25 protein-coding genes are annotated in these 25,811 nt (G+C 61.8%); 18 read left to right on the forward strand and 7 right to left on the reverse strand.

The window, feature by feature from the left end; all coding sequences use genetic code 11:
- The first annotated feature begins 53 nt into the window (after window positions 1-53).
- The 3 genes from ACR0BA_RS13090 to murJ are packed head-to-tail and all read left to right on the forward strand — an operon-like array spanning window position 54 to window position 5,531.
- Window positions 54-1,214, forward strand: a complete 1,161-nt coding sequence (locus ACR0BA_RS13090; protein ID WP_170360183.1) for a penicillin-binding protein activator — start codon at window positions 54-56, stop codon at window positions 1,212-1,214.
- Window positions 1,174-3,993, forward strand: coding sequence for a [protein-PII] uridylyltransferase (locus ACR0BA_RS13095; RefSeq protein WP_480728325.1), 2,820 nt, complete (start codon window positions 1,174-1,176; stop codon window positions 3,991-3,993). Before ACR0BA_RS13090 ends, ACR0BA_RS13095 begins: the two co-directional genes overlap by 41 nt.
- The gene (gene murJ, locus ACR0BA_RS13100) at window positions 3,990-5,531 is read left to right on the forward strand and encodes a murein biosynthesis integral membrane protein MurJ (RefSeq protein WP_480728326.1); all 1,542 of its coding nucleotides are present in this window, start codon (window positions 3,990-3,992) and stop codon (window positions 5,529-5,531) included. The genes ACR0BA_RS13095 and murJ overlap by 4 nt, the downstream gene beginning before the upstream one ends.
- Window positions 5,532-5,536: 5 nt before the next feature.
- Here murJ and ACR0BA_RS13105 read toward each other — a convergent pair whose 3' ends face one another.
- Window positions 5,537-6,223 carry a rhomboid family intramembrane serine protease gene (locus ACR0BA_RS13105; RefSeq protein WP_260064150.1) on the reverse strand — a complete coding sequence of 229 codons (687 nt, stop codon included), beginning with the start codon at window positions 6,221-6,223 and terminating at the stop codon, window positions 5,537-5,539.
- 86 nt (window positions 6,224-6,309) lie between these two features.
- Between ACR0BA_RS13105 and trpS the strand changes: the two genes are divergently transcribed.
- Window positions 6,310-7,338 (forward strand): tryptophan--tRNA ligase, encoded by a 1,029-nt coding sequence (trpS, locus tag ACR0BA_RS13110; RefSeq protein ID WP_480728329.1) that lies wholly within the window; start codon window positions 6,310-6,312, stop codon window positions 7,336-7,338.
- A gap of 58 nt (window positions 7,339-7,396) precedes the next feature.
- Here trpS and ACR0BA_RS13115 read toward each other — a convergent pair whose 3' ends face one another.
- On the reverse strand, window positions 7,397-8,446 hold the full coding sequence (locus tag ACR0BA_RS13115; RefSeq protein ID WP_170365352.1) for a Glu/Leu/Phe/Val family dehydrogenase: 1,050 nt from the start codon (window positions 8,444-8,446) through the stop codon (window positions 7,397-7,399).
- A 129-nt stretch (window positions 8,447-8,575) separates the two neighbouring features.
- Here ACR0BA_RS13115 and ACR0BA_RS13120 point away from each other — a divergent pair, with 129 nt between their 5' ends.
- From ACR0BA_RS13120 to ACR0BA_RS13185, 14 genes are all read left to right on the forward strand, one after another.
- A complete protein-coding gene (locus ACR0BA_RS13120; protein ID WP_170360173.1) occupies window positions 8,576-9,037 on the forward strand; it encodes an Lrp/AsnC family transcriptional regulator in 462 nt (153 codons plus the stop codon).
- Window positions 9,038-9,095: 58 nt separating this feature from the next.
- Window positions 9,096-9,959, forward strand: coding sequence for a branched-chain amino acid aminotransferase (locus ACR0BA_RS13125; RefSeq protein ID WP_170360171.1), 864 nt, complete (start codon window positions 9,096-9,098; stop codon window positions 9,957-9,959).
- A gap of 75 nt (window positions 9,960-10,034) precedes the next feature.
- Window positions 10,035-10,490 (forward strand): universal stress protein, encoded by a 456-nt coding sequence (locus tag ACR0BA_RS13130; RefSeq protein WP_170342153.1) that lies wholly within the window; start codon window positions 10,035-10,037, stop codon window positions 10,488-10,490.
- Window positions 10,490-11,083, forward strand: coding sequence for a 2-hydroxychromene-2-carboxylate isomerase (locus ACR0BA_RS13135; RefSeq protein ID WP_170373067.1), 594 nt, complete (start codon window positions 10,490-10,492; stop codon window positions 11,081-11,083). Before ACR0BA_RS13130 ends, ACR0BA_RS13135 begins: the two co-directional genes overlap by 1 nt.
- Window positions 11,084-11,151: 68 nt before the next feature.
- Entirely contained in the window at window positions 11,152-11,715 is a 564-nt protein-coding gene (locus tag ACR0BA_RS13140; RefSeq protein ID WP_093963451.1) for a NifU family protein, read from the forward strand.
- Window positions 11,705-12,295, forward strand: a complete 591-nt coding sequence (tsaB, locus tag ACR0BA_RS13145) for a tRNA (adenosine(37)-N6)-threonylcarbamoyltransferase complex dimerization subunit type 1 TsaB (RefSeq protein ID WP_480728331.1) — start codon at window positions 11,705-11,707, stop codon at window positions 12,293-12,295. Before ACR0BA_RS13140 ends, tsaB begins: the two co-directional genes overlap by 11 nt.
- On the forward strand, window positions 12,292-12,705 hold the full coding sequence (locus ACR0BA_RS13150) for a GNAT family N-acetyltransferase (protein ID WP_480728332.1): 414 nt from the start codon (window positions 12,292-12,294) through the stop codon (window positions 12,703-12,705). The genes tsaB and ACR0BA_RS13150 overlap by 4 nt, the downstream gene beginning before the upstream one ends.
- A 159-nt stretch (window positions 12,706-12,864) precedes the next feature.
- Window positions 12,865-13,863, forward strand: coding sequence for a BMP family lipoprotein (locus ACR0BA_RS13155; protein ID WP_093963454.1), 999 nt, complete (start codon window positions 12,865-12,867; stop codon window positions 13,861-13,863).
- 112 nt (window positions 13,864-13,975) lie between these two features.
- Window positions 13,976-15,505, forward strand: a complete 1,530-nt coding sequence (locus ACR0BA_RS13160; protein ID WP_480728334.1) for an ABC transporter ATP-binding protein — start codon at window positions 13,976-13,978, stop codon at window positions 15,503-15,505.
- Between the two features lies 1 nt (window position 15,506).
- Window positions 15,507-16,601 carry an ABC transporter permease gene (locus ACR0BA_RS13165; protein ID WP_480728335.1) on the forward strand — a complete coding sequence of 365 codons (1,095 nt, stop codon included), beginning with the start codon at window positions 15,507-15,509 and terminating at the stop codon, window positions 16,599-16,601.
- Entirely contained in the window at window positions 16,601-17,569 is a 969-nt protein-coding gene (locus tag ACR0BA_RS13170) for an ABC transporter permease (protein WP_170367643.1), read from the forward strand. The genes ACR0BA_RS13165 and ACR0BA_RS13170 overlap by 1 nt, the downstream gene beginning before the upstream one ends.
- Before the next feature lie 90 nt (window positions 17,570-17,659).
- On the forward strand, window positions 17,660-18,583 hold the full coding sequence (locus tag ACR0BA_RS13175; protein ID WP_480728337.1) for a sulfite exporter TauE/SafE family protein: 924 nt from the start codon (window positions 17,660-17,662) through the stop codon (window positions 18,581-18,583).
- A 121-nt stretch (window positions 18,584-18,704) separates the two neighbouring features.
- On the forward strand, window positions 18,705-19,625 hold the full coding sequence (locus ACR0BA_RS13180; protein WP_170343309.1) for a sulfite exporter TauE/SafE family protein: 921 nt from the start codon (window positions 18,705-18,707) through the stop codon (window positions 19,623-19,625).
- A 1-nt stretch (window position 19,626) separates the two neighbouring features.
- Window positions 19,627-20,391 (forward strand): TIGR02186 family protein, encoded by a 765-nt coding sequence (locus ACR0BA_RS13185; RefSeq protein ID WP_480728339.1) that lies wholly within the window; start codon window positions 19,627-19,629, stop codon window positions 20,389-20,391.
- A 3-nt stretch (window positions 20,392-20,394) separates the two neighbouring features.
- On the opposite strand, the gene ACR0BA_RS13190 is transcribed toward ACR0BA_RS13185, so the two are convergent.
- From ACR0BA_RS13190 to ccrA, 5 genes are all read right to left on the reverse strand, one after another.
- Window positions 20,395-21,123: an SDR family oxidoreductase gene (locus ACR0BA_RS13190; protein ID WP_480728341.1), complete on the reverse strand. Its 729-nt coding sequence runs from the start codon at window positions 21,121-21,123 to the stop codon at window positions 20,395-20,397.
- Window positions 21,120-22,652 (reverse strand): ATP-dependent DNA helicase, encoded by a 1,533-nt coding sequence (locus tag ACR0BA_RS13195; protein WP_170406718.1) that lies wholly within the window; start codon window positions 22,650-22,652, stop codon window positions 21,120-21,122. Before ACR0BA_RS13195 ends, ACR0BA_RS13190 begins: the two co-directional genes overlap by 4 nt.
- 51 nt (window positions 22,653-22,703) lie before the next feature.
- A complete protein-coding gene (locus ACR0BA_RS13200) occupies window positions 22,704-23,342 on the reverse strand; it encodes an acyl-homoserine-lactone synthase (RefSeq protein ID WP_480728342.1) in 639 nt (212 codons plus the stop codon).
- 82 nt (window positions 23,343-23,424) lie between these two features.
- Window positions 23,425-24,144, reverse strand: a complete 720-nt coding sequence (locus tag ACR0BA_RS13205) for a helix-turn-helix transcriptional regulator (RefSeq protein ID WP_170342173.1) — start codon at window positions 24,142-24,144, stop codon at window positions 23,425-23,427.
- 362 nt (window positions 24,145-24,506) lie between these two features.
- Window positions 24,507-25,793, reverse strand: coding sequence for a crotonyl-CoA carboxylase/reductase (ccrA, locus tag ACR0BA_RS13210; RefSeq protein WP_093963466.1), 1,287 nt, complete (start codon window positions 25,791-25,793; stop codon window positions 24,507-24,509).
- Window positions 25,794-25,811 lie beyond the last annotated feature (18 nt).

Here is a 25,811-nt window from a genome sequence, read left to right on the forward strand (position 1 = left end):
GCGTGATAGAACAGCAGCGTTCTTTGCCGCCGGATCAGGGAGTTTTCATTTAGATGTTTACCGTTTGCAAGCCCGTTCGCAAACTGGCGAAATTCGCCATCGGCCTGACCGCGGCGGCATTTTTGGCCGCCTGCGAACCCGGCGCCACCGGGCGCGGACCGTCGATAGACACGTCAGAGCCGATCCCCGTTGCCCTGCTGGTGCCCAAATCGGGCGACGCCGCGTTGGCGCAAAGCCTTGAGAACGCTGCCCGGCTGGCCATGGCCGATCTGAACAACGTCAAGATCGATCTTCGCGTCTATGACACTGCCGGCAATCCGAACACGGCAGCCGCAGTTGCACAACAGGCCGTTGCCGACGGCGCAAAGGTCATTCTGGGGCCGGTCTACGCGCAGGCTGCAAATGCTGCCGGCCTTGCGGTTCTGAGCAAGAACGTGAACGTTCTGTCCTTCTCGAACAATACCAGCATTGCCGGCGGAAACGTGTTTGTCCTTGGCCCGACCTTCGACAACACGGCCAACCGGCTTGTCAGCTACGCCGGCAAACAGGGAAAGAAAAGCACCGTCATCGTGCACAGCAACGATGCGGCAGGCCAATTGGGCCAGGCGGCAATCTCGAACGCACTTGGCAACAGCCGTGTGGCGAATGCGGGTGTGGTCGGTTTTGATCGATCTCAGCAGGGCGTGATCGACGCCATTCCTGCGATCAAGGCAACTGTGGACTCGACGGGGGCGGATTCGCTCTTTTTGACCGCCACGACCGCCGGCGCGCTGCCGCTTTTCAGCCAGTTGCTGCCCGAGGCCGGTGTCTCACCGGCAACCGTGCAATATATTGGCCTGACACGCTGGGACATTCCGGCCCAGACGCTGGAACTGCCGGGCGTGCAGGGCGGATGGTTTGCCTTGCCTGACCCTGCCAAGGCCCAGGCCTATCGCGTGCGCTACAACGCGACCTATGGCGAGGCCCCGCATCCGATCAGCGGCCTGGCCTATGACGGCATCGCCGCCATCGGCGCTCTGGCCAGCCAAGGGAAGTCCAATGCCCTCTCCGCCGCGGCCCTGACCCAGAATGCCGGGTTCCAGGGTGTTGGCGGTATTTTCCGTCTGCGCCCGAACGGTACGAATGAACGAGGTCTGGCCGTGGCCACGATCCAGAACAAACAGGTAGTTGTGATTGACCCTGCCCCGCAAAGCTTCTCTGGCGCCGGTTTCTGATCAGCTTGTGACGATCCCCGCGCCGGCTGGCGCATTGATCTGCGACGCCAGCGAAATCTTCGATGGCGAAAAGGTCAACGCGCTGCTGTCGAAGGCCCTGAAAGACATTCCGGAAACGGCCGCAGCCCGAAACGAGGCCGTCCGGATCCTGCGGGACGCTCAGAAATCCGGGCGTCAGGCCATCGAAGAGGCGTTCGCCGCCCGGCCCTTTGACGCCCGGCCGTTGACGCGATCCTACACCTATCTGACCGATGGGCTGGTCTGCGCCGCGATGACCGTGGCCGGACAGCATCTGCATCCATTGGCCAACCCGACCCAGGGCGAGAAGATGGCGGTTTTGGCGGTGGGCGGCTATGGGCGCGGCGAGATGGCGCCGTTTTCGGATGTCGATCTGCTGTTTCTGACTCCTTACAAGATCACCGCCTGGGCCGAGAGCGTGATCGAGTCGATGCTGTACATTCTCTGGGATCTGCGGCTGAAAGTCGGGCATTCCTCGCGCACGATCCGTGATTGCCTGCGTCTGGGAGACGAGGATTTCACGATCCGGACAGCGATGCTGGAACAGCGCTATCTGGCCGGTGATCGGGACCTGGCCGATGAGCTGGAAAGCCGGCTGAAATCCGAGCTGTTCAAAGGAACCGAACGCGAGTTCATCGAAGCCAAACTGCATGAACGCGACGAACGCCACCATAAGCAGGGCGAGCGGTACATGGTCGAACCGAACGTGAAAGAGGGCAAGGGCGGCCTTCGCGACCTGCAGTCGCTGTATTGGATCGCCAAATACATCTACGGCGTTCACGACGTGGCTGAACTTGTCCCGCTGGGGCTTTTCACCCAGGACGAATTCAACACGTTCGTGCAAGCCGAAGACTTCCTTTGGGCCGTACGTTCGCATCTTCATCTGGTGACACGGCGCGCAACCGAACAGCTGACCTTTGATCTGCAGGTCGAGGTGGCCGACCGCATGGGATACGAAGACCGAGCAGGCCGCCGGGCCGTCGAAATCTTCATGCAGCGCTATTTCCGAGAAGCCACTCAAGTGGGCGAGCTGACACGGATCTTCCTGACCAAGCTTGAAGCGGCACATATGAAAAACGCGCCGTTGCTGGAACGCATCTTCAGCCGCAAGCCACGGGTCAAGGCGGGCTACAGGGTTGTTCATGGCCGGCTGGATGTGGCCGACCCCAAAAGCTTTCTGTCCGACAAGCTGAATCTACTGCGTCTGTTCGAGGAAGGTTTGCGCACGGGTATGCTGATCCATCCCGATGCGATGCGGCTGGTCACGGCCAACCTGCACCTGATCGATGACGAAATGCGCAACGACAAAGAGGCGAGGCGCATCTTTCTGGATCTGATGCTGAAACACGGCAATCCCGAACGCGCGCTGCGCCGCATGAACGAGTTGGGCGTTCTGTCGGCCTTCATCCCCGAGTTCGAGCCCATCGTGGCGATGATGCAGTTCAACATGTACCACAGCTACACGGTGGACGAGCACACGATCCAGTGCATCATCAACCTGGCGCAGATCGAACGGGGCGAACTTGTCGAAGCGCTGCCGCTGGCTTCGTCGATCCTCGAGGGCGGAGTGAACCGGCGTGTGCTTTACGTCGCTTTGCTGTTGCACGACATCGCCAAGGGCCGCCCCGAGGATCACTCGATCCTGGGGGCCAAGATCGCACGGACGGTCGCGCCTCGGCTGGGGCTGAACAAGAAAGAGTGCGAAACCGTCGAATGGCTGGTGCGCTATCACCTGCTGATGTCGGACATGGCACAGAAGCGCGACATCTCGGACCCGCGCACGGTGCGCGACTTTGCCAAGGCGGTTCAGACCGTCAAACGGCTGGATCTGCTGACTGTCCTGACAGTCTGCGACATCCGCGGCGTTGGGCCGAACACCTGGAACAACTGGAAGGCCACCCTGCTACGGGCCTTGCACGCGGAAACCAAGCGCGCGCTGGAAACCGGCATGGAGGACCTCAACCGTGCCAATCGTGGCGCCGAGGCCAAGAAAGCGCTGCGTGACGCGTTGTCTGCCTGGTCCAAGGCCGATCTCAAGACGGAAACCGGGCGGCACTATGATCCGTATTGGCAAGGGCTTAACCTCTCGACCCATGTCGAATTCGCTGAGATGTTGCGCGCACTGGAAGCCGACGGTGACCCCGGCGCGATGGAGATCCGCCTGCAACCAGACGAGGATCGCGACGCCACCCGCGCCTGCTTCGCGATGGCCGACCACCCAGGTATCTTTGCCCGAATCGCCGGCGCGCTGGCGCTCGTGGGCGCAAACGTGGTCGATGCCCGCAGCTATACCACCAAGGACGGCTACGTGACTGACGCGTTCTGGATCCAGGACGCTGACGGCCACCCGTTCGAACTGTCGCGTCTGCCGCGCCTGACCCAGATGATCCACCGCACCCTCAAGGGCGAAGTGGTGGCCCGCGAGGCACTCAAGTCCCGCGACAAGATCAAGAAGCGGGAAAAGGCGTTCAACGTCCCGACGCACATCACCTTCGACAATGAAGGGTCCGAGATCTACACGATCATCGAAGTCGACACCCGCGACCGGCCCGGCCTGCTCTACGATCTGGCCCGGACCCTTGCCGCCGCCAATGTCTATATCGCCAATGCCGTGATCGCGACCTATGGCGAGCAGGTGGTGGATACGTTCTACGTCAAGGACATGTTCGGGCTCAAATACCACTCGGAGGCCAAGCAGAGGACGCTGGAAGCCAAGCTGCGCACCGCGATCACCGAAGGCGCCGAGCGGGCGGCCTCATGAAGCAGATCCGCCTGTTCTCGGGCCTGTTCACGGTCGGGTTCTGGACCCTTGCCAGCCGTATTCTGGGCTTTCTGCGGGAAATCCTGCTGACAGCCTATATCGGGCCGGGGCCGGTCATGGATGCTTTCGTCGCAGCCTTCCGCCTGCCCAACATGTTCCGCCGGTTCTTCGCCGAGGGCGCTTTCAATGCGGCCTTCGTTCCGATGTTCTCGAAACGGCTGGAGGGCGGCGAAGACGCGCAAGGGTTTGCGCAGGATGCGTTCAACCTGCTGGCGGCGGCCGTTCTGGCGCTGGTCGGGCTGGCCATGGTGTTCATGCCGGGTCTGGTCTGGCTGACGGCCGAGGGGTTTTATGGCGACGAACGTTTCGATCTGGCGGTCGGGTACGGGTATGTCGTCTTTCCCTACATCCTGTTCATGTCCTTGGCCGCGCTGTTTTCCGGGGTTCTCAATGCCACGGGGCGCTTTGCCGCCGCTGCTGCGGCACCGGTCCTGCTGAACATCTTCGCCTGCACGGCACTGATCGTAGGCGCGGCAACCGGGGGCGAGGTCATCCGTTGGCTCATCGCAGTTATACCCATTGCCGGGGTTGTTCAACTGGCGCTGGTTTGGGTCGCCACCGAACGCGCCGGAATTCGCATCCGGTTCGGCCGGCCGAAGCTCAGCCCTGAAATGCGCAACATGGTTCGGATCGCGGTACCGGCGGCACTTGCCATGGGTGTGACGCAGGTGAATCTCGTTGTTGGGCAGTTGGTCGCATCAAAGACCGAAAAGGCCATCAGCTGGCTCTTTGCCGCCGACCGGTTGTATCAGCTGCCGTTGGGCGTGGTCGGCATCGCCGTGGGCATCGTACTGTTGCCCGACCTGTCACGCCGCCTGCGCGCAGGGGACGGCGATGGCGCGCGCAATGCCTTTTCCCGCGCCGGAGAGTTCACCCTACTGCTGACTATTCCGGCCACCGTGGCCTTCGTGCTTATCCCCGCGCCACTGGTCTCGGTCCTGTTCGAGCGTGGACAGTTCATACCTGAAGACACGGCTGCCACCGCTCTGGCCGTGGCGGTCTATGGCATCGGACTGCCGGCTTTCATGCTGCAAAAGCTGCTGCAACCGCTGTTCTTCGCGCGTGAGGATACCCGCTCGCCCTTCCGGTATGCCGTGGTGGCGATGGTCATCAACGCTGTTCTGGCCTTTGGGCTGTACCCGATCGTCGGCTGGATCGCCCCGGCCATCGCGGCCTCGGCCGCCGGGTGGGGCATGGTGGCGCAATTGGCACTGGGCGCTCGGCGCATGGGCGACGAAGCCCGTTTCGACGACCGGTTCAAGCGCCGCGCGCCCAGGATATTGGCCGCCTCAATAGGAATGGGCGTGGTGCTGATCGCGGCGATGCAGCTGTTCGGTTGGACGTTCGAGGTTCCGGGTTGGCGCTATCTGGCCTTGCTGGGCCTGATCGTGGTCGCCGCGGTATCTTACTTCCTTCTGGGCCACCTGCTGGGCGCATTCCGCCTGTCCGAGTTCCGGTCCGCCCTGCGAAGGTCCTGACCACCTCAGTCCCGCCGAATACGCCCCACCAGCCGCGCCCATCCGCCCGGCGCCACGAAAAACGACAGCCCGAACCCGGTCGCGAACCCACCCAGATCGGCCACCCAATCCGAGGTGCCGCCGAAGATCAGCCCGAACAGCAGTTGGATGCCCATCAGCACCGCGATCAACTGGAACGCCCGCGCCTGGTTCTCTCCGACCAGCGACAGCCTGCGCCATAGCAGCCAGGTGAACGCGCCGATCAGGCCGTAGACCGGCGGGAAGCCCCCGACCAGCGGATAGCGCGGGTCCAGCAGCACCGCATAGGCCAGCGCCCCGCCCACGCCGGACAGCACAAAGATCACCAGCATCGCAAAACCGCCAAAGACCTCACCCACCATCTTGCCCATCGCCAAAACAAAGACGCAGACAAATAGCGCCTGGGTAAAGCTGCCTGACACGAAGGGGTAGGTGAAAAACCGGATCATATGCTCGACCGGCCAACGCCCGTTCATCACCATCCAGTCGAAGATGTCCGCCGAGAAGGAATAGCGCTGAATCGCCTCCAGCCGCCAGCCTACCGCGCCCGGTCCGCCGACCAGGCCCCGCGTGCCGAGGGTGAAAGCCAGTTCGATCCCCATGATGAACAAGACCAGCGCCACCACCACGGGTGGCAGGGGGTTCACGGGGGGTGTGTAATGCTCGCTGCTCATTGGGCGGGCCTTTCGCGGCTGTTGACGTCCCTTTGCCTCATGGGTAAGCGACGGAGGCTTATTTTTCCAGACGGGAGTTCCCTTCCATGACCGAGACCAAGTTCACGCCGCGCGTGTTTTCCGGCATTCAGCCCTCGGGAAACCTGCATCTTGGCAACTACCTTGGTGCGCTCAAGCGTTTTGTGGATATGCAGGGGCCGGAGATGGAGACCGTGTACTGCATGGTCGATCTTCACGCGATCACCGTCTGGCAGGACCCCAAGGAACTGGCGCATTCCACGCGCGAGCTGTGCGCAGGCTTTATCGCCGCCGGCATCGACCCGGAACAGTCGATCCTGTTCAACCAGTCCCAGGTGCCCGAGCACGCGCAACTGGCCTGGATCTTCAACTGTGTCGCGCGCATGGGCTGGATGCAGCGCATGACCCAGTGGAAGGACAAGGCCGGCAAGAACCAGCAGAACGCCTCACTGGGCCTGTTCGCCTATCCCTCGCTGATGGCCGCCGACATTCTGGTCTATCACGCGACCCATGTGCCGGTGGGCGACGACCAGAAACAGCATCTTGAGTTGACCCGCGACATCGCCACCAAGTTCAACCACGACTATGACGTCGATTTCTTCCCGATCACCGAGCCGGTGATCGAGGGCGCGGCGACGCGCGTGATGAGCCTGCGCGACGGGGCCAAGAAGATGTCCAAGTCGGATCCGTCCGACATGAGCCGGATCAACATGACCGACGATGCCGACACCATCGCCAAGAAGATCCGCAAGGCCAAAACCGACCCCGACGCCCTGCCATCGGAAGTGGACGGGCTGGAAGACCGCCCCGAGGCGCGCAACCTGGTCAACATCTATGCCGCGCTCAGCGATCAGACGGTCGAGCAGGTTCTGGCCGAGGTCGGGGGCAAGCAGTTCGGTGAATTCAAGCCGATGCTGGCCGATCTGGCGGTCGCAAAGCTGTCGCCGATCTCGACCGAGATGGCGCGGCTGATGGGCGATCAGGCCGAGATCGACAGGATTCTGGACCGTGGCGCAGAACGGGCGCGGGAAATCGCGGCTCCGATCCTCAGCCGCACCTACGAGATCGTGGGGATGGTGGGCGCCGGCCGCGCCTGAGACCCAGACAGAAACTTCAGCGCCGCCCCTGATCCGGGGCGGCGTTTTTCGTTGCAGGTCAGGCGGCCTGCGGGTGCAGTTTTTCCTCGACGATGGATTCGGCCACCGCATGGGGGCTGACGCCATCGACCTTGGCGCGGGTCAGGATGCGGTCCATCGTCCGCTCCAGCGCCTCGAGCCGCTGACCGACCCAGGCTTCGCGGTCCTTGATCTTCAGGATCTCGGTCGCGACGTTCACGATCCCGCCGCCATTGGCCACGAAATCCGGAGCGTAGATGATGCCACGGTCATGCAGGCGCTGCGCGTCGGCATCGGTCGCCAGCTGGTTGTTGGCTCCACCGGCCACCGCGCCGACCTTCAGCAACGGAATGCTGGTTTCGTTCAGAATGCCGCCGATCGCGCAGGGCGCGAAAATATCCGCCTCGGCCGCATAGATCGCATCGGGCGCGACGGCCTGCGCCGCGAACCGGTCCGCCAACCGGGCGGTCTGGCCCGTATCGATGTCGGTGATCACCAGTTTCGCCCCGGCATCATTCAGCAGCGCGCACAGATGTTCGCCCACATGGCCCAGCCCCTGCACCGAGACGGTCTTGCCGCTCAGGTCCGCGGACCCGAACCGATGCCGCGCAGTCACGCGGATGGCGTTGAAGATCCCGCGGGCGGTGATGGGCGACGGGTCGCCGCTGGCGAACGGGCCATCGGGCAGACCGGCGACATATTCGGTTTCGGTGCCGATCTGGGCCATGTCGGCCGGGGTCATCCCCATGTCCTCGGCCGTCCAGTATTGGCCGCCGAGGCTTTGGACCACGCGGCCGAAGGCCTGCAGCAACCGGGGCGTCTTGTCCGCGCTCGGGTCGCCGATGATCACGGCCTTGCCCCCGCCCAGCGGCAGATCGGCCGCGGCGTTCTTGTAGGTCATGCCCCGCGACAGGCGCAGCGCATCGTCCAGCGCCTCGGACGGGTGGCCATAGGTGCGCATCCGCACGCCACCCGCTGCAGGCCCCAATTGCGTGGAGTGGATCGCCACAAAGCCCGAAAGCCCGCTGGCGGCGTCTTTGAATTCGACCACACGCTCGTGATCTGGCGCGTCAATCGTGGTTATTTCCATTTTGCTCCTCCGGAATGACAGATCGAGTCTGCCACATCCGACCGAGCGATTTTCGCCAATACGTGCTGGCCAACACATTGCTCTTGGCGATAATAATAATCCGAGCCGACAATTTTAGGGATTTTCCCCATGGATCAGATCGACCGCAAGATCGTGCGCGCGCTGCAGCAGGACGGGCGCATGACCGTTCTGGACCTGGCCGAAAAGGTGGGCCTGTCGCCCACACCCTGCGCGCGACGCCTGGACCGCCTGCGCCGCGACGGGGTGATCACCGGATATTCGGCCCAGGTCGACCCTGAGAAGCTGGGCTTTGGCGTCACGATTTTCGTGTCGGTCGAACTGGAGAAACAGGACCGCCACGCCATCGACGCCTTCGAACGCGCCATCCTGCGCTGCGATGAGGTTATGGAGTGTTACCTCATGACAGGCTCGCGCGACATCCTGCTGCGCGTCGTGGCGCGTGACCTGACCGCCTTTGATGCGTTTCTGGAAAACCGGCTGATGCAGATTCCGGGCATCCGCAACCTGCGCTCCAACTTCGCCCTGCGCGCGATGGTCAAGCGCGACGTGTTGCCATCGTCGGCCGGATAATCTGCTGGACCTCGGGCGCGCGCGCTCCTACGGTTCGGCGGAATTGACGGAGGGCACAATGGCAGTCGGCAAGAATATCCGCACTTATTTCGATGGCAAATGGCACGATGGCGATGCCCCGATCATGCGGGCTGCGGACCACGGGGCCTGGTTGGGTTCGTCGGTGTTTGACGGGGCCCGCCGATTTGATGGCATGACCCCTGATCTGGCCGCGCATTGCGACCGGGTGAACCGCTCGGCCGAGGCGCTGATGCTCACTCCGACCGTGACCACCGAACAAATGGTCGAACTGATCCGCGAAGGTCTGGAAGCATACCCGACCGAGGCCGCCGTCTACATTCGCCCGATGTACTGGGGGATCGACGGCGACGCGACCGCGATCGTACCGCAGGGTGACAGCACAGGTTTCGCCATCTGCCTCGAAGAGATCCCAATGGCACCCGAGGCGGCCTCGGTCACTCTGACGACCACCCGCTTCCGCCGCCCGGTTCTGGAAAGCGCGGTCGTCAACGCCAAGGCCGGGTGCCTGTATCCAAATAACGCCCGAATGCTGGCGGAAGCGCGATCCAAGGGGTTTTCAAACGCATTGGTGACCGACGCCATGGGCAACGTGGCAGAAACCGCAACGGCCAACATCTTCATGGCCAAGGATGGAGAGGTGTTTACTCCGGCACCGAACGGAACCTTCCTTGCAGGCATCACGCGCGCTCGGCACATCGACAACCTGCGTCGCGACGGGGTGACGGTTCACGAAACTGTTCTGACCTTCGACGATTTCCACGACGCGGACGAAGTGTTCATGTCCGGCAACATGAACAAGGTCACGCCCGTGACCGCACTGGACGACACGCAATATCAGATTGGCCCTATCACGCGCCGCACGCGCGCGCTCTACTGGGACTGGGCAGCCAGCAACCAATAAGCAACGGTCCGTCGCGGCCCGAGTTGCCAGACACCGAATGCTCGGGCATGATCCCGAAAACCGAAGAGGACATTCATGCGCAAGTTCCTTGTAGTTCTTGACGATAGCCGCGAGTGCCTGAACGCCATGCGTTTCGCCGCGATGCGTGCTGCGCATACGGGCGGGGGGGTGACCATCCTCTCGGTCATTCCTCCGGACGAGTTCAACCACTGGATCGGCGTGGCCGAAGTGATGCGGGAAGAAGCCCGCGAACGTATCCATGCGCATTTCGAGGTGTTTGCCAAATGGATGCGCGACAAGCAGGGGATCGAGCCTGAACTGGCGATCCGCGAGGGTGAACCCGTTCCGCAGATCATTGAGCATGTGCGCTCGGATCCCGAAATCGGCGTCCTTGTTCTGGGTGCAGGTACTGACAAGAAGGGCCCCGGTCCACTGGTCACTCAGTTGACGCGGAATTCCGGCAGCTTGCCGATTCCGATTACCATCGTTCCGGGCGACCTGAGCAAGGAGAAGCTCGAAGAGATCACCTGATGCCCGCCACCCTGCACTTCTGGTTCGATTTCGCCTCGACCTATTCCTACCTCAGCGCCATGCGGGTCGAACAGGACGCAGCAGCCTGTGGCGTGCAGGTGGACTGGCAGCCATTCCTTCTGGGTCCCATTTTTGCCGAACAGGGGTGGAAAACCTCACCGTTCAACATCTATCCGGCCAAGGGGCGGTACATGTGGCGCGACATGGAACGGCTGTGCCGGCAGCGTGACCTGCCCTTGACCCGACCTGCCGAGTTTCCGCAAAACAGCCTGAAGGCCGCACGCCTTGCGCTCGCCATCCCTCAACGTGAAGCGCGCGCTGCATTCTCCCGCGCCGTTTTTGCCGCGCAGTTTGGCCAAGGCCTGAACATTTCGGTAGAGCCAGTCCTGCGCAGCGCCCTGTCCGCCGCCGGCCTCCCCGAGGACATGATCGACCGAACCGCAGACTCTGACATCAAGAGTGCTCTGTTTGACCAGGTTGCCCGCGCCAAATCGCTGGGGATCTTCGGCGCCCCCAGTTTTGTCGTGGATGAGGAGCTTTACTGGGGCGATGACCGACTGGACATGGCCATCCGACAGGCTGCAGCGATTTAGAACCGTTCCAAATCTTGACTTCCCGGCCGCTGACGCGCATATCAGAGCCAACTGATACGGAGCGCGCCATGTTCATCCAGACCGAATCCACACCCAACCCGGCCACGCTGAAATTCCTGCCCGGTCAGACCGTGCTCGAGGCCGGTACAGCGGATTTCCCGACCGCCGAAGCCGCGCAGAACTCGCCGCTGGCGCAGCGCATCTTTGCGGTCAGCGGTGTGACCGGAGTTTTCTTCGGCAATGACTTCGTAACCGTCACCAAAGACGACGGCGTGCAGTGGGACCACATCAAACCCGCCATCCTGGGCGCTGTGATGGAGCACTACCAGTCCGGCCAGCCGGTGATGGGGGCCGGGGTGGAAACCGCGTCCGGCCATGCTGAACATTCGGGTGAGGACTCGGAAATCGTCAACCAGATCAAGGAATTGCTGGACAGCCGCGTACGCCCCGCCGTGGCGCAGGACGGCGGTGACATCACCTTCCACGGCTTTGACCGCGGCGTCGTCTACCTGCATATGCAAGGGGCCTGCGCAGGCTGCCCGTCCTCGACGCTGACCCTGAAAATGGGGATCGAGAACCTGCTCCGCCATTACATCCCCGAGGTGACCGAGGTTCGCCCCGTTGCCGTCTGATCAGACAATTCTGGCATTTGACACATCGGCCGCGCATTGCGCGGCCGCTTTGCTGCGCGGGCCAGACATCGTCGTGAGCCGCGCCGAAACCATGACCCGCGGCCAGGCGGAACGCCTGATGCCTTTGCTTCAGGACATCCTGGCAGAAGGCGGGGTTTCTTGGGCGGATATCGACGCGATCGGTGTCGGGACAGGTCCGGGCAATTTCACTGGAATTCGCATCTCGGTCTCTACCGCCCGAGGGCTGGCGCTTGGACTGAACAAGCCGGCAATCGGCGTTTCGGGCCTTGAAGCCCTTGCGGCTTTGGCACCTGAAGGGCGGATCCCAGCCATTCCAGCCCCCCGCGACCAAGTTTACCTGCAAATGCCCGACGGGACGCCGCAACTGATGACGCAGGAACAGGCAGAATCACTTGGCGCCCTTTTTTTGTGCGACGATGCGGATGCCGTCGTCCGGGCCATCGCCCGGATTGCATCCGAACGTGTTGACCTTGTGTCAGGTCCCCCGGCCCCCCTGTACGTTCGTGCCGCAGACGCCGCCCCGTCGCGCGATACGCCGCCGCCTTTGCTGGACCCATGACCCCACAGGAAATGGCCGAGACCCACGGCGCGGCTTTCACCCAGTCCCGCCCCTGGACCGCTGATGAATTCGCTGACCTGCTTGCCAACCGCTTCACCCATGTTGTTGGAAACAAATCAGCATTTGCCTTGATCCAGGTCATCGGCGACGAGGCCGAGCTGCTGACCATCGCGACGCATCCCGATTACCAGCGGCAGGGTCGGGGCCGCGCCTGCATGCAGGCTTGGCACGGTAGGGCTCACGATCTGGGTGCGCGCCGGGCATTTCTTGAGGTGGCATCGGACAACGCGGCCGCCATTGCACTCTACCAAAGTTGCGGCTATGCGCGCTGCGGTCTTCGGCCGGGATATTACCGGCGCGGCAAGGCTGACAAAGTAGATGCAATCTTGATGGAGCGCGCGCTACCCTGACGAAAGCCGGGCATTTCTGAGACCAAATGGTCAAAAAGCGGTTGACCATGGCTGTTTCAGACGGCCTTAATTGCCGCTATCACAGCAGTTCTGCTCGCTCTGAGCGGGGCTGGGCAAAAGCCCCTGCCCCGAAGCCATAAAAAACAACGGGAGTATATGATGACCCTGATGAAATCCTTGATGGGCGCGGCCGCCGCGTTTGCACTGACCGCAGGTGCGGCGCTGGCCGAACCGGCGATCATCTTCGATCTGGGCGGCAAGTTCGACAAATCGTTCAACGAAGCAGCCCATAACGGCGCCAAGCGCTGGGCCGACCAGACCGGCAAATCCTATCGCGAAATCGAGCTGCAGTCGGAAGCGCAGCGCGAACAAGCCCTGCGTCGTTTCGCTGAAGCCGGTGCAAACCCGATCATCACGATGGGCTTTGCGATGGCTGATCCGTTGGCCGCCGTCGCACCTGACTATCCCGATACCAAGTTCGTTGCCGTCGACGTCAGCTGGCTGGACGCGCCGAACATCCGCCAGGTCTCGTTCGCCGAGCATGAAGGCTCGTACCTGGTCGGCATGATGGCCGCGATGGCATCCAAGTCGGGTACCGTCGGCTTCATCGGTGGCATGGACATTCCGCTGATCCGGCACTTTGGCTGCGGCTACGCCCAGGGCGCCAAGGCCGTGAACCCTGACATCAACGTCGTCGCCAACATGACCGGCACCACCCCGGCTGCTTGGAACGACCCGGTGAAGGGCTCGGAACTGACCAAAGCTCAGATCAGCCAAGGCGCTGACGTGATCTACGCTGCCGCAGGCGGTACCGGCGTCGGTGTTCTGCAGACCGCGGCCGACGAAGGCATCCTGTCGATCGGCGTGGACAGCAACCAGAACCACCTGCACCCCGGCAAGGTTCTGACCTCGATGCTCAAGCGCGTGGACGTGGCCGTTTATGACGCCATGAAGGCAGGCGAAGATGTCGAGACCGGCAAGTTCACCATGGGTCTGGCACAGGACGGTGTCGGCGTTGCCATGGATGAAAACAACGCCTCGCTGGTGAGCGACGAGATGAAGGCCGCCGTCGAAAAGGCACGCCGCGACATCATCGACGGCAATGTCACCGTCGTCAGCTACTACGAGAACGACAGCTGCCCGGCACTGCAGTTCTGATATCGCGCGGGGCGGGGGAAACCTCCCGTCCCGCATCCACTCATGCAGCTGTTTCGCCACGACAGAATGATCGCGAAATCAGCGCAGCTTCTACGGCAATCGAGGACAAGACATGACAGTCCCCGCCATCGAGCTCAAAGGGATTTCCAAAGCCTTTGGGCCAGTTCAAGCGAACAAGGACATCTCGATCAGCGTCGCCCCCGGCACGATCCACGGGATCATCGGTGAAAACGGTGCGGGCAAATCCACGCTGATGAGCATTCTGTACGGCTTCTACAAGGCCGACAAAGGTGAAATCTGGATCAACGGCAAAAAGACCGACATCCCCGACAGCCAGGCCGCGATCGCCGCGGGCATCGGCATGGTCTTTCAGCATTTCAAGTTGGTCGAGAATTTCACCGTTCTGGAAAACATCGTTCTGGGCGCGGAAGATGGCGGGCTGCTGGCCCCATCGCTGGCCAAGGCCCGGAAAGAGCTGAAAGAGCTCGAGGAAGAATACGAGCTGTTCGTGGACCCCGACAAGCGCATCGACGAGATCGGCGTGGGCATGCAGCAGCGGGTCGAAATCCTCAAGGCGCTGTACCGCAAGGCGGAAATCCTGATTCTGGACGAACCCACCGGGGTGCTGACCCCGGCCGAGGCCGACCAGCTGTTCCGCATCCTCGACCGGCTGCGCGCAGAGGGGAAGACCATCATCCTGATCACCCACAAGCTGCGCGAGATCATGGAAGCCACCGACACCGTGTCGGTGATGCGCCGCGGCCAGATGACCGCCACGGTCAAGACCGCCGAGACCAACCCCGAGGAGTTGGCCGAGCTGATGGTCGGGCGCAAGGTTCTGCTGCGCGTCGACAAGGTGCCGGCCAAACCCGGCAAGCCCATCCTTGAAATCGAGAACCTGCGGGTGACGGATTCGGCGGGCGTCGAGCGCGTCAAAGGTATCGACCTGACCGTCCGCGCGGGTGAGATCGTGGGCATCGCGGGCGTCGCCGGCAACGGGCAGTCCGAGCTGCTCGAAGTATTGGGCGGCATGCGCCCGGGATCAGGCGTGATCAAACTGAATGGTACGCCACTGGCACTCAGCGGACCCGAGGCCGACGGTCAGGCGCGCCGCGCCCAAGGCATCGCGCATGTGCCCGAAGACCGGCAGCGCGAAGGTCTGATCATGGACTTCCACGCCTGGGAAAACGTTGCCTTCGGCTATCACCGCGACCCTGCCTACCAACGCGGGATTTTCATGAACAACGCCGCCCTGCGCGCCGACACAGAACGCAAGATCGAGAAATTCGACGTGCGTCCGCCCAATGGCTGGCTGTCGGCCAAGAACTTTTCGGGTGGAAACCAGCAGAAGATCGTGGTTGCTCGCGAAATCGAGCGGAACCCCGATTTGCTTTTGGTGGGCCAGCCGACCCGCGGCGTGGACATCGGCGCGATCGAGTTCATTCACAAGCAGATCGTCGCCCTGCGCGATCAGGGCAAGGCGATCCTGCTGGTCTCGGTCGAGTTGGAAGAGATCTTCTCTCTGTCCGACCGGATTGCAGTGATGTTCGACGGACATATCATGGGCGAGCGCCTGTCCCATGAAACGGATGAAAAAGAACTGGGCCTGTTGATGGCCGGTGTTGCGGGGGAGGCCGCGTAACATGGATAAGATGCCCAAATGGGCCGACGTCATTCTGATCCCGCTCATCAGTCTGGTCCTGGCCGCAATCCTGTCGACACTGGTCATTCTGGCCATTGGCGAAAACCCGATCGAGGCGGTGAACCTGATGGTCACCGGCGCGCTGGGGTCGACCTATGGCTGGGGCTACACCCTGTATTATGCCACCAACTTCATGTTCACCGGTTTGGCGGTCGCGGTGGCCTTCCACGCCCGTCTGTTCAACATCGGCGGCGAAGGTCAGGCCATGTTGGGCGGACTGGGCGTTGCCATGGTGTGCCTCTATGTGCCTTGGCCGCATTGGAGCATCGCTCTGCTGGCTGCGATGGCCGCCGGCATGCTGTTCGGCGCGGCCTGGGCGGCGATACCGGCCTATCTTCAGGCCAAGCGCGGCAGCCATATCGTGATCACCACGATCATGTTCAACTTCATCGCCGCGGCGCTGCTGAACTACATGCTGGTCAACGTGATGCGACCGGCCGGCTCGCAAGACCCGGCCACCGCCCGCTTTGCCGAGGCGGTACATCTGCCCACCCTGCACGAGATGCTGGCCCCGATCGGGATCACCTTCTCCAAGGCGGCTCCGGCCAACATCTCGCTGATCATCGCGGTCATCGCCTGCATCGTCGTCTGGGCGCTGATCTGGCGCACCCGCCTGGGCTATGAAATCCGGGCCTATGGGCATTCGGAAACCGGTGCGGTCTATGCCGGTATCTCGCCTGTGCGTATCACCATCGTGGCGATGCTGATCTCGGGCGCTTTGGCGGGCCTGATGGCTATCAACAACGTCATGGGTGAGGCCGAGCGGCTGGTTCTTAACTCGACCGAGGGCGCGGGTTTTATCGGCATCGCGGTGGCCCTGATGGGCCGCTCGCACCCGTTCGGCGTGTTCCTGGCGGCCATCCTGTTTGGTTTCCTCTATCAGGGGGGCGCGGAACTGGCCCTGTGGACGTCGATCCCGCGCGAGCTGATCGTGGTGATCCAGGCGCTGGTGATCCTGTTCACCGGAGCGCTGGACAACATGGTGCGCATGCCGCTTGAAAAGCTGTTCCTGGCTCTGCGGAAGGAGGCGAACTGATGGAGTTGTTCCTGACGATCGTCCAGGTTCTGGACTCGACCATTCGCCTGGCCACGCCGCTGCTTCTGGCCTGTCTGGCCGGCTTGTATTCGGAACGCGCTGGCATTTTCGACATCGGCCTGGAAGGCAAGATGCTGATGGCCGCATTCTTCTCGGCCGCCGTTGCCGCCGTCACCGGGTCGGTATGGCTGGGCCTGCTGGCCGGCATCGCATCGTCCTTGGTGCTGTCTGGCCTGCACGGGCTTGCCTCGATCACGTTCCGGGGGAACCAGCTGATTTCCGGTGTCGCCATCAACTTCCTGGCTGCCGGCTTGACAGTGCTGGTGGCCCAGGACTGGTTCCAGCAAGGCGGCCGCACTCCGTCGTTGTTCGGGGGTGGCCGGTTTGAGCCGATCAACTTCCCCTTCGCAGAAGCTTTGAGCGGTGTGCCGATCATCGGTCCCATCTACGCCGAACTGCTCTCAGGCCACTCGATTCTTGTCTACGTGGCATTCCTGATGGTGCCCGCCACCTGGTGGGTGCTGTTCCGCACCCGCTTTGGCCTGCGCCTGCGCGCCGTGGGTGAAAACCCGGCGGCAGTGGACACCGCAGGCGTCTCGGTGGTGGGGCTCCGCTACGCGGCCGTCGCCATCTGTGGCGTGCTGTGTGGCATCGCCGGGGCCTATTTGGCTACTGCGTTGCAGGCAGGGTTCGTCAAAGACATGACGGCCGGCCGGGGTTTCATCGCACTGGCTGCACTGATCTTTGCCAAGTGGCGGCCGTGGCACGCCATGTGGGCGTGTTTGCTGTTCGGGCTGCTGCAGGCTGTTGCTCTGCGGTTCCAGAATATCGACCTGGGCGGCATCATTATCCCCGTTCAAGTCATGGACGCACTGCCCTATATCCTGACCGTGGTGATCCTGGCAGGTTTCGTCGGCAAAGCGGTCCCGCCAAGGGCCGGTGGCGAGCCTTATGTGAAAGAGCGCTGATAAGGCCAGTTCAGGACTGCTTTTCAGTCCTGTTTGCTGCAAAGCGGCATGCAGAGTTGATTTTGCATGCCGCAAGCGCTCTAAGAGGGTATGCACGTCTACCTTCCCATAGCCGAAGTATCCGTTAGCCCGTTTGTCCTGCTGGCGATTGGTGTTTCCGTGGGCGTTCTGTCCGGCATGTTCGGAGTGGGAGGCGGCTTTTTGATCACGCCACTGCTGTTTCTGATCGGTATTCCACCTGCAGTCGCCGTGGCAACATCGGCCAACCAGGTCGTGGCATCCTCATTTTCGGGCCTGATGGCTCATCTCAAGCGCAGGACCGTAGACCTGAAGATGGGATCGGTTCTGCTGGGCGGCGGCCTGCTGGGCGCGACGCTGGGGATGCTCGTCTTCAACTATCTCAAGCATTTGGGGCAGGTCGATCTGGCGGTCCAGCTTTGCTACGTCGTGTTTCTTGGCCTCATCGGCACCTTGATGTTCATTGAGAGCCTGCGTGCAATTCGCCGGTCACGAGCGGCGGGCGGCACCGCACCGACCGCACGCCGCCAACGCACCTGGGTTCATGCACTGCCGTTCAAAATGCGGTTCCGCGAGTCAAACTTGTACATCTCGGTCATTCCACCCATCCTGGTCGGCTTTGGCGTCGGAATCCTGTCGGCCATCATGGGCGTTGGCGGCGGGTTCATCATGGTTCCGGCAATGATCTATATCCTGGGAATGCCGACAAAGGTGGTGATCGGAACCTCGCTGTTTCAGATCATTTTCGTGGCCGGGTTTACGACGATGATCCACGCTTCGACCAACTTCAGCGTGGACATCGTGCTGGCCTTGTTCCTGTTGATCGGAGGTGTCGTTGGGGCCCAGTTCGGCAGCATGGTCGGCGCCCGGCTGAAGGCTGAGCAGCTGCGGGTTTTGCTGGCGGTACTGGTCATGATCGTGGCCGGAAAAGTCGGGCTGGAACTGATCGTGGCTCCGACAGAAATCTATTCGCTTTCTGAATTGGCGGGGGTTTGATCGTGACCAGTTTATCCTTCGAAACCGCCATGTACCCACCAGTCCGTTTCTTCGCCCAACGCAACGCGCCCGCCTTTGATCGTTTTTACCAGTCCACCGCAGTACGGATCGGCTAGACCACATGCATATCTACCTGCCTATCGCCGAAGTTTCCGTAAACGCCTTTCTGCTGCTTGGCCTCGGCGGCATGGTGGGAATCCTGTCCGGCATGTTCGGTGTCGGTGGCGGCTTTTTGATGACCCCGCTGCTGTTCTTTATCGGCATCCCACCCGCCGTTGCCGTGGCAACCGAGGCGAACCAGATCGTTGCCTCGTCATTCTCGGGGGTGCTGGCGCATTTCCGAAGAAAGACGGTCGACCTGAAGATGGGCACGGTCCTTCTTGTGGGTGGTCTGATCGGCGCAGCCGTGGGCGTTGTCTTCTTCAACTATCTCAAAAGCCTGGGTCAGGTCGATCTGCTGGTCAAGCTCTGCTATGTCGTCTTTCTGGGCGTCATTGGCGGACTGATGTTCTTTGAAAGCCTCAATGCACTGCGCAGGTCCCGCAAGGCCGGTGGGGTCCCTGTCAAACGGCGCCAGAGGGGGTGGATCCACGCCCTGCCGTTCAAGATGCGGTTCCGGACCTCGGGGCTGTATATCTCGGTCATTCCGCCGGTGCTTGTCGGGCTGTTCGTCGGCGTGTTGTCGGCGATCATGGGTGTGGGCGGCGGGTTCATCATGGTGCCCGCCATGATCTATCTGCTGGGAATGCCAACCAAAGTGGTTGTGGGGACATCCCTTTTCCAGATTATTTTCGTCACTGGCTTCACCACCATGCTGCACGCCACGACCAACTTTACGGTCGATATCGTGCTGGCCGTCCTACTGTTGGTTGGCGGGGTGATCGGGGCTCAGATCGGGACCGTGCTGGGGGCACGCATCCCGGCCGAGCAGCTGCGCGTCCTGCTAGCCGCTCTTGTCTTGGCGGTTTGCGGAAAGCTGGCCCTGGATCTGTTGTTGCAACCGGCCGAGCTGTACTCGCTTGGCACCGATGGGGGGCATTGACGTGTTGCGCTGGTTCATCGCCCTTGTGTTCCTGACTCTCCCCGTCCATGCTGCGGATGAGCAGGTCGTTCTTGGCCTCAGCCAGGATCGCGTGGCCATCACCGCCGATTTCGACGGATCCGAGATTCTGATCTTTGGCGCCGTCAAGCGCGAAGCGCCGATCCCGCCCGGCCCTCCGCTGGAGGTGATCGTGGCAGTCGCAGGCCCGTCCGAGCCGGTCATGGTGCGGCGCAAGGAAAAGAAATTCGGCATCTGGGTGAATACCGACAACGTTCTGGTCGATTCCGCACCCAGCTTCTACGCAGTCGCCACAAGCGCACCGTTCACTGACATCATCACCGACACCGAAGATCTGCGCTATCGCATCTCGATCCGGCGCGCGATCCGGTCCGTCGGGGCAGCCATGCATATTCGGGAGGCTCAGGATTTCGCCCGGGCCGTCGTCAGGATCCGCGAGGATGAGGGCCTGTACTCGATCCGGGAGAACACGGTTGCCGTAGATGAGCAAACGCTATTCCGCACCTCCATCGAGATGCCGGCCGACCTGACCGAAGGCGACTACCTGACCCGCATCTTCCTGATGCGGAACGGCGAAGTCATTTCGCAGTTCGAGACGGTTATCGACGTTCGGAAAGTCGGGCTCGAGCGGTTTCTCTACAACATGTCGCGTCAACAGCCGGTCTGGTACGGGTTGATGTCCCTTGTCATTGCCATCGCAGCAGGCTGGGGCGCTTCGACGGCTTTCCGACTGTTGCGCGAAAACTGACGGCTACCCGCGCCCGATATACGGCATCGTCGTTGCCATCACGGTCATGAACTGGACGTTGGCTTCGGGCGGCAGGCTGGCCATGTGCAGGACCGAGCGCGCGGCATCTTCGACCGCCATCGTCGGATCAGGCTCTCGCCCTTCAGCAACCGCCGTATCGACCAGGTTCTGCACCATCTGGGTTCTGGCATTTCCGATGTCGATCTGCCCACAGGCGATCCCATGGGCGCGGCCGTCAAGCGACAGGCTTCGTGTCAGCTCGGTAATCGCGTGTTTGGTGGCGGTGTAGTGAACCGAATTCGGGCGCGGTACATGCGCCGCGATCGAGCCGTTGTTGATGATGCGGCCCCCCTGAGGCACCTGCCTGCGCATCAAGCCAAAGGCTGCGCGAGCGCACAGAAACATCCCGTTCAGGTTCACCTTGACGCTCTGATACCAGTCGTCCAGCGCGATCTCGTCGATCGTCCCGGCAGGGGCAAAGATCCCCGCGTTGTTGAACAGAACATCCAACCGTCCGGCCTGCGTCTGAAATTCATCAAACGCCGCCGAAACCGCTTGAGGATCGGTCACGTCGGCCACCAGTGGAATGGCGTTTTCGCGCGTCGCGGCCATCTGGCTCAGCTTGTCCGCATTGCGTGCCAGCAGGCCGACCTTCCAACCCTGGTCCAGAAACAGCTCGGCTGTGGCTCGCCCGATGCCCGAACTTGCCCCGGTCACGATGATCGTCTTCATGTCTCCTCCGCCTCCAGCGTCAGTTTTGCGGCCGGGACCGCGCGCAGATCGTCAACCCGCAACGGATGGCTTGGTTTGGACAGCCGGTTGCGCACCACCCAGATCAGCCGCTCTTGCGCGCGGGTGATGGCCACATAGGCCAGCCGTTTCCACAGGGGTTGACCGGCCTCGGTCCGGCCCATGCGGGCGGCGGCATAAAGGTCAGGGGCAAAGACCTGCACCGTGTCCCATTGCGAGCCTTGCGCCTTGTGGATCGTCACGGCGGCCCCATGCAGAAACGTGGCCCCCATGCGCGCGGCAAAGGGGATGAAGGGCTCTTCTTCGTCCGGTTTTTCGATCTGCACGATCGACGCGGCGCTGACCTGCGGGTCTTCGGCCCCCATGACATGCAGCCGCGAGAACCCCGGCTTGCGCCCCGGCCCCAGATAGATCACCTGCGCGCCCTTGATCAGCCCGCGCGCCTCGAGGTCCAGCCGCTTCTTGCGGTGCTTCAGCGGCAGCTCGATCCCGTCGCAGATCAACGGTTCGCCTTCCAACAGCTCGGTCTCGGGAGCGCCATGCACCTGACGGAAGGCCTGGATCAGCCGGATACGCGTCGCATTCCGCCAGACCAGAACCGGGCTACGGGCCATCAGGTCGACCTCGACCCGCTGGCCCCAGACCACGCGGTCATCAGTGCGGGCGGTCTGCTCGACAAGACGTTCAAAATCCTCGAACCCCATGGCCGGATCGGCCAGCGCATGGGCCAGATCCAGAATGGGGTTGTCGGCCTCCTGCCGGTGCACACGGTGCAGGATCAGCTTGCGCGGTTCGGGCAGAGCATCGAACACCATCGACCCGGACTGGTTCACCGGTGCCAACTGCGCCGGATCACCGAACAACAACAAGGTGGGAAAGATCTCCTTGAGATCCTCGAACTGGCGGTCGTCCAGCATCGACGCCTCATCGACGAACCCGATATCCAACGGCTCGTCGCGCCGTTTCCAGCCGGTGATGAAATCCGATCCGCGCAGGCCGGCGGCGGCCAAGGCACCTGGGATGGACTTGTTGTTGGCGTAGAACGCGGCCGCGCGGTCCAGCGCCTCGTCGGTCAGGCCTTCGATCTCGGGGCGGTCGTCGTTGCCCGCCAGCCACTCGGCGATCCGTTCGTATTCCGGATCATAGACCGGCGTGTACAGAATGCGGTGAATGGTGGTGGCCGGAACACCGCGCAACCGCAACACGCTGGCGGCCTTGTTGGTCGGGGCCAGAATGGCAAGGCTGCGCTTGTCCTTCGATTTGCGGCTTTCATAGTCGCCCGAGACGATCTGAACTCCGGTCTCGGCCAGCGCCTTGTAGAGTTCGGCCAACAGCAGGGTCTTGCCCGACCCGGCCTTGCCGATCACCGCCATCACGCCCGATTCGCCCTGGCCGGGCAGCTTGAGCAGCGCATCATCTTCCAGGTCGACGCCAGCGGATTTCAGCATCTGGGCAATGCTGTCGAACGCGGCGGCCTGATCTTCGGAAAAAGTAACCTTGGGCAGAGACATGGCGCGACCCTACAGGGCCGCGCCAACCTGCGCCAGATGCGGAATTCAACGTCAGGCAGACAGTGCGAACCGATGCCGCGCGGCGGACCCGAACGCCGTCTTGAACCACAATCGCGACAGCTCGCGCGGGATGCCCGCCCGCTCGGCCACGCGGTTGCAATCGTCAGCGGAATAGGGCCAAAGACCGACCGAAATCTGGTCACGGCCCGCCCCCTCCGAGCCCAAGACCACCGGCGAGGAACCGATTAGCCGATAGATACGGATCATCCTTGCATCAAAGACCCCGGCGATGTGGGTCAGACCGAAGCCTTCCATGATCTCCCCCCCGCTCAGCATGATTGCCCCGGCCGTGTGTGGATGAGCGGTGCGGGACAGGCAGAACCGCGTCACTTCCCAGATCAGCGGGCTGCGGATTGGGCTGCCGCCGGTCAGATGCCCGAACACCTCATTTACCATGACAGGGCCAGTCGTGGGCAATACCCGCATCGATCCGCCGTGACTGCCGTCTAGCTCTTCCCAGATGACATACAGCGGGTTCAGATCATCATACTGATCCCGTTCCTCTCCTTTGGAATTGACATGAACATCCCATCCGAGGCGGGTTTTGAATTGATCGGCGCGGTCGCGAAACATCCCCTCGGCCAATTTTGGAAATTTATGAAGCTCGTCAGCGTAAACATAACGCAGCATGACTTTTCCCCTTGTCGTCCAGTGCTGGAACGAAGGGGGTACAAAGTCGTGGTTAATTTCCCGTGTGGCCCTCGCGCGGGCCTTAAACCACTATTAATCCTCTGCTGAGGGCAGTGGCGATGGCATGGGTTGTATTCAGAGCACCCAGCTTGGACCGGGCGCTTTCGATATAGACACGCAATGTGTGCTCGGAAATAGACAGGGAGTGCGCGACCTGCGCCCGGCTGTAGCCCAAGGCCAGTAGCGTCATCGCGTCGATCTCGCGCGGAGAGAGACCGCGCGCGGATTCAGGTCTGCGGTCCTGCTCGAAATCCAAAGCTTTGCGGTTGAAGTAGTGGGCGAGCAGTATCAACTCGCGGCTGTAGGTCACGATGAAGGCACCCCAAGCCTCGTCGCTGCAACTGTGATTGACCGTAAAAAGCGCGAACTGGCCATTCGGCCCACGAATTGGGATCGAATAGCCCTGATTGCCGACACCATGATCCAAAGCATCTTGCAGAAAGGCTTTTGCGACCTTGCCGGACCAGTTCAGAGATTTCCAGTTGACCGGATGAAACCGCTGGAAGCAGCCCAGGATTACGGGATCTATTCGGTGATAGTTGCGTTCACGGTATCGGTCGGCCCAGGCATCCGGATAGGTGGTGTAGCCATATTGATCGCCGGCGCCATCGACCCAGTGATAGACGATGTGATCGACCTTCAGTTTGTCCCTGATGCGGACAGCAACCGCACCCAGCTCGTCAAGCGTGCTGGTGTTTTCCAAATCCTCCAGGACCTGGCTCAAATCGAACTGTGTTCCCATTCGACGGCGCTTTTGCCTCATCGTTCAGGGACGCAATTTCGGCCGCGGCGATCAGCCTGGTGTCGTCAAGCTGCTCGGCCAGCGCGGTCAACCCATTCGCAACGGCGAAGGCGTTGAGGTCCGACAATACGTCCAGTATCCACTCATTTCGCGCCATCATGGTCTCTCCGAAATAGTTAACGAAGGGTTAAAACAACCATAACATGTACGTTGTTTTCTTGCCTATTCACTGCTTTCTACTCCCCAAAAACAGCGGGTCCCGAATTTGCATGGCATTGAAAAACAATATCCCATCTTCTGAACGCAAAACGCCCGCGAACCGTCTGAACGATTCGCGGGCGCTTGCTTTCAAAGCGCGGTGATCAACCGCGGGCGTCCAGAACCTCTTCCAAGGTCCGCATGCCCGTACGCGGGGCCTGAACCAAGACAGACATGTTGCCCGGCTTGTGCTCGTTCCGCATCATTTTCATGTGCGCCTCGGGCAGTTCTTTCCAAGTGAACACTTCGGACATGCAGGGATCGAGACGCCGCTCCAGCATCAGCCGGTTTGCAGCGGACGCCTGCTTGAGATGCGCGAAATGCGAACCCTGCAGACGCTTCTGGTGCATCCACATGTACCGAACGTCAAAGGTCAGGTTGTAGCCGGTGGTCCCGGCGCAGATCACGACCATGCCGCCTTTTTTGACGACGAAGGTCGAGACCGGGAAGGTGCTCTCGCCGGGGTGTTCGAACACCATGTCGACGTTCACGCCCTTGCCCGTGATGTCCCAGATCGCCTTTCCGAATTTGCGGGCTTCCTTGAACCACTCGGCATATTCAGGCGTGTTGACCGTGGGCAACTGGCCCCAGCAGTTGAAGTCCTTGCGGTTGATGACGCCCTTGGCGCCCAAGCCCATGACGAAGTCGCGCTTGCTTTCGTCCGAGATCACGCCGATCGCGTTGGCGCCGGCCGTGTTGATCAGCTGGATCGCATAGGAGCCCAGACCCCCCGACGCGCCCCAGACCAGAACGTTCTGACCCGGCTTCAGGTCATGCGGCTCATGCCCGAACAGCATCCGATAGGCAGTGGCCAGCGTAAGCGTATAGCAGGCACTTTCTTCCCAAGTCAGGTGCTTGGGGCGCGGCATCAGCTGTTGCGCCTGCACGTTGGTGAATTGCGCAAATGACCCATCGGGCGTTTCATAGCCCCAGATGCGCTGGCTGGGCGAATACATCGGGTCACCGCCGTTGCACTCTTCATCGTCGCCGTCGTCCTGGTTGCAGTGGATCACGACCTCGTCGCCGACCTTCCAGCGTTTCACCTTGTCGCCCACCGCCCAGACGATGCCAGACGCATCCGATCCGGCGATGTGATACGGGGCTTGGTGACCATCGAAGGGGCTGATCGGCTTGCCGAGCGAGGCCCAAACACCGTTGTAGTTGACACCCGCCGCCATCACCAGAACCAGCACTTCGTGGCTGTCCAACTTGGGCACATCGACCACTTCCAACTGCATCGCAGTGTCGGGCTCGCCGTGGCGCTCTTTGCGGATGGCCCACGCATACATCTGTTTGGGCACATATCCCATCGGAGGGATTTCACCCATCTCGTAGAGGTCTTTTTCCGGTGCCTCGTAGGACGCGATGCCGCCGTCGGTGTCCAAAGCCATTGTGGCCTCCTCTGTCAA

Source organism: Ruegeria sp. CI5 (assembly GCF_056536885.1).